This window comes from Bartonella sp. CM120XJJH (assembly GCF_042194715.1).
Classification (GTDB): Bacteria; Pseudomonadota; Alphaproteobacteria; order Rhizobiales; family Rhizobiaceae; genus Bartonella.
Map to the genome: position 1 here is coordinate 1 of NZ_JBHINE010000043.1, position 3,856 is coordinate 3,856.

At 40.7% G+C, this 3,856-nt stretch carries 6 protein-coding genes and 1 pseudogene; 5 read left to right on the plus strand and 2 right to left on the minus strand.

The features are described from left to right. The 4 genes from ACFIKU_RS09345 to ACFIKU_RS09360 form a co-directional block, all read left to right on the plus strand. A partial coding sequence (locus ACFIKU_RS09345; RefSeq protein WP_375657345.1) for a hypothetical protein occupies positions 1 to 723 on the plus strand: 723 nt, incomplete at its 5' end. Between the two features lie 94 nt (positions 724 to 817). Further along, a complete protein-coding gene (locus ACFIKU_RS09350; RefSeq protein ID WP_208439718.1) occupies positions 818 to 1,945 on the plus strand; it encodes a N4-gp56 family major capsid protein in 1,128 nt (375 codons plus the stop codon). Positions 1,946 to 1,965: 20 nt separating this feature from the next. Next, complete coding sequence (locus tag ACFIKU_RS09355) at positions 1,966 to 2,346, plus strand: hypothetical protein (RefSeq protein ID WP_375657346.1); 381 nt, start codon at positions 1,966 to 1,968, stop codon at positions 2,344 to 2,346. 11 nt (positions 2,347 to 2,357) lie between these two features. Next, positions 2,358 to 2,738 carry a hypothetical protein gene (locus ACFIKU_RS09360; RefSeq protein ID WP_375631879.1) on the plus strand — a complete coding sequence of 127 codons (381 nt, stop codon included), beginning with the start codon at positions 2,358 to 2,360 and terminating at the stop codon, positions 2,736 to 2,738. A 33-nt stretch (positions 2,739 to 2,771) separates the two neighbouring features. On the opposite strand, the gene ACFIKU_RS09365 is transcribed toward ACFIKU_RS09360, so the two are convergent. Together ACFIKU_RS09365 and ACFIKU_RS09370 are read right to left on the minus strand one after the other, a co-directional pair. Next, positions 2,772 to 3,053, minus strand: a complete 282-nt coding sequence (locus ACFIKU_RS09365; protein ID WP_375657347.1) for an addiction module antidote protein — start codon at positions 3,051 to 3,053, stop codon at positions 2,772 to 2,774. Further along, positions 3,034 to 3,345, minus strand: a complete 312-nt coding sequence (locus tag ACFIKU_RS09370; protein ID WP_017196508.1) for a type II toxin-antitoxin system RelE/ParE family toxin — start codon at positions 3,343 to 3,345, stop codon at positions 3,034 to 3,036. The genes ACFIKU_RS09365 and ACFIKU_RS09370 overlap by 20 nt, the downstream gene beginning before the upstream one ends. Positions 3,346 to 3,410: 65 nt before the next feature. On the opposite strand from ACFIKU_RS09370, the pseudogene ACFIKU_RS09375 reads away from it, so the two are divergent. Beyond that, positions 3,411 to 3,856 (plus strand): annotated as a pseudogene (locus tag ACFIKU_RS09375) (hypothetical protein); the annotation flags it as partial.

Genomic DNA, 3,856 nt, shown 5'->3' on the forward strand with positions numbered 1-3,856 from the left:
GTTCCTAGTATAGAGCAGCAGCGCTCTATCGAGCAAGCTAAACAAGCCCGTGAAGCGCTTATCAAGTTTTATGAACCCCAATCCCAGACGCCAATGGTTGAAGGTGAAAATGCACCCCCAGACCCTACACAAGACATTATTGGCTATATGAGTTGGATGGGAACAAAGATTCGAGAGCAGGATGCGTATATTAGGGAACAGAAAGAAGCGCTAAGGCAAGCTGAGGAACAGCAGCAGCACGATATGCGTCTTGGTGAATTTTTCAATAATTCTGTTAAGTCGTTTCAAAATAAATCCAGTGATTTTGATGCCGCGGCAAATTTTCTTTATGAGGCGCGTGCAAAGGAATTGAGTTCTTGGTCATCACTTTATCCTGAGTATGGACAACAAAACACAATAGATGCGATTATAAGAGATCAATTGCATGCGCTTGTAGCGACTTGTGCACAAAGAGATCTCAATCCGGCAGAAGAGATTTATAGGATAGCACAAAACCTTGGCTATCAGAACCAAGCAGTGCAAGCCAATAATCAGGTAGCAGAGCTTCAAAGTCGTCAGAATTCTGCGCGGACTTTGACGGCATCTGGTGGAGGGGGGAGTGTTGGACCAATGACTTTAGCAAGCATTGATAGGATGTCAGAAGAAGAATTTGACGCTTGGATATCCATTCCGAGAAATAAAGAAATATTCCGGCAATTACATGGTGCAGGTAACGGGTATTAAGTGCGCTTTTTTTATAGAAACTAGCCTGTTTTATGCAGGTTGATAGTCCGGCTTTTAAGCCGGTTTTTTTTTACAGCAAAGAAAGGTTAAATCAATGGCATTAACAACAGTTAGAGCAGATGATCCTCATGCGATAAGCACGTGGTCAAAATTATTAAATACAGAAGTTTCAAAGGCGATACCTATTGCCCCTCTTATAGGCAAGGGTTCAAACAGCATTATTCAACTTAAAACTGAAACACAGAAGGGCAGAGGAGATTGTGTTACATTTAGCTTGCGTGCACAGCTTTTGGGACGGGGTGTCACCTCAGGACAGACGCTTGAAGGGAATGAAGAGGCATTACAATTCCTTCATGACAGATTGTATATTGACGAGCTTTCGCATGCAGTTCGTGTAGAAAATGAAGGTAGTATAGCGCAGCAACGTACAACATTTGATTTGCGTGACGAAGCAAAAGATGGCTTGGTTGATTGGTATGCAGATCGCTTAAGCTTGATGTTTTTCATTCAAGCTTGTGGATATACAGCAAGGACAATCTCTTTTGAAGGTCGGATGATAGATATCGAGAATGTGCATTATGGATTTAATGAACCTCTGGCACCAAGCAGTAAGCGAATTATCCGTCCAGATAGTAAAACCAAGGATGAAGAGCTAAGTGAAGCGCCAAAACACAGCTTTAGTTTGAAGCTTATTGACGAAGCTGTAAAAATGGCGAAACTTGCTAATCCCAAAATTCGACCAGTGCGTGTGAATGGGGAGAGTGTTTATGTTCTCTATTTGCATCCAACACAAGTGATGCAATTGCGTACCAATACAGAGACTGGTCAGTGGCTTGATATTCAGAAAGCTGCTTACACAGGCTCTCGTGCGCAAAACCCAATCTTTGATGGTTCTTTAGGCATGTATAATGGTGTGATTTTACGTGAATCTGAACATGTCACCCATGGGGTTAAATCTACCGATCATACAGCGAAAAAAAGTGTGCGTCGCGCTGTTTTGCTTGGTGCACAGAGTATCGTTATGGCTTTTGGGAACAATCGCAATGTCAATCGCTATAAATTGGTGGAAGAGCATTTCGACTATCAACGTTACTATGGTTTGTCTGCGAAAACACTGATTGGCATGAAGAAAACCCGTTTCAAATTTCCAAATAGCTCTCAAGCAGCGCAAGATTTTGGAACGATTGTTATCCCCACCTACAGTGGTGAACCTGATAATTAATCATAGGGAGGAAGCAAGACATGGCAGATCATTTACCACCTCCACTACAGGGGAGAAATCTTCACACCCAACAGGTGAGTTTCTTACGTTTGAATATCTCTCATAAAGATAAGCATCTTACGGAGAAAATAGGAATTTTGCCTCGTGGCGCTTTGATCACTTCAATTAAAGCTTTTGTCAAGACAGCGTTTTCAGAAGCGAAGTTGAAGATAGGTAGCACCTATGGCGGCAATGAGTTTGGAGAAAAAGACATCAAAGCCCAAGGCACGCAAGATTTTACGCCAACAGATCAAAAGTCTTTTGTTGCAGATGATAAGGAGATGATCCTTTATGCAACACGGGATAAAACAACTGCGGCTGGTGAATGTATTGTGGTTGTGCAATTTGTGACAAATCATTGAGGGGATAAAACATGGCAGATTATTTACCACAGCCCTTGCAAGGGAGAAATCTTCATACCCAACAGGTAAGTTTTTTGCGGCTTAATTTTAGCTATGAAGATAAAGAAAACGCTATGAGAATAGGCACGCTACCTCGTGGTGCTTTGATCACTTCAATTAAAGTGTATGTCAAGACAGCATTTTCGGACACGAAGGTAAAAATAGGGTGCACTGCTGGCGGCAATGAGTTTGGTGAAGCAGAAATCAAACAACAGGCAGTAAAAGAGGTTAAGCCTACCAATCAGAAGGAGTTTATTCCTTATGATGAAGAACTTACTCTCTATGCCAAAGCGGACAAAACAGTACAAGCTGGGCAAGCAAGTATAGTCGTTGAATTCGTGACTAATCACTGAGAGGTATAGGGGAAGACTTATTCCCCTCACGATTTATGGAGTAGATTGTACACTAAGTTGCAAATTAAGGGCAGATAACACAGCGACTAAGGTAGAAAGTTTAGGATCACCAGTCTTACTTAAGGAGCGATATAAACCACTGCGTTCACGATTGGTTTCTTTTGCTAAGGCTCTCATATTTTGAGCACGTGCAACAATACCAAGGGCATCTGCTATATGAGCAGCATCACCAGTTTTGAAGGCTTCATTTAAAAAGACTTCTTGAGATTCTGGTGTTGTGAGGTGTTTTTCAAAGTTAAAGGTTTTCAATTTCATTTTTAAGATCCTCTAAAAGAGATAAGGCTTTTTGAATATCACTGGATTGTGTGGATTTGTCACCACCACAAAGCAATATAATGATTTTATCGCCTTTTTTTGTAAAATAAATTCGGTAACCAGCACCATAATGGATACGTAATTCACCTATACCATTAAAAAACTTTGCATCACCCAAAAGCCCTGAACGAATTCTATGAAGCCTTGCAAGAATTATATTAGCAGCTTTTCTGTCTTTAAGCTTTTCTAACCAGTTATCGAATTCATCTGTTGTTTTTATTATCGCTACCATCAGTGCACTATACTACACAAAATATATAATATCAATAGTAATAATTTTTACAGAAAGGTATTTTGATGACACGTCATTATATTCGGGTTAAGACCGGAGGACCAATACCAGTAAAGCGAGATGTTTATCGCCATAAGAGAACACTTTCGCACTTAGTGTCAGTTATCCAAGATGAGATTGATGACATAGCGGATGAGTATGTTCAACAAATCCAAGAAAGTATTTTTGCAGCCATTCGTTTTTGTGAACGGGAGACCTTTTACTTTAACGAAAGCCGTGATGTGGTGTTTGAGACACGGGCGGGACAAGGTGTTTATGATGCAAGCACTACCCGCCCTATTGAAACAGCTGTTAAAATCAAAAACGTTTATTTGAGTTCTGATCAACATCACAAGCTTGCATTGGAGTGTAAGGACCATGTTTCTTTAGAGCCTTTGTTATCATCAGAGCAGCAAGGAACGCCGGTTTGTTACAGTTATTTTGATAGGAAATTACATCTTTATCCCACACC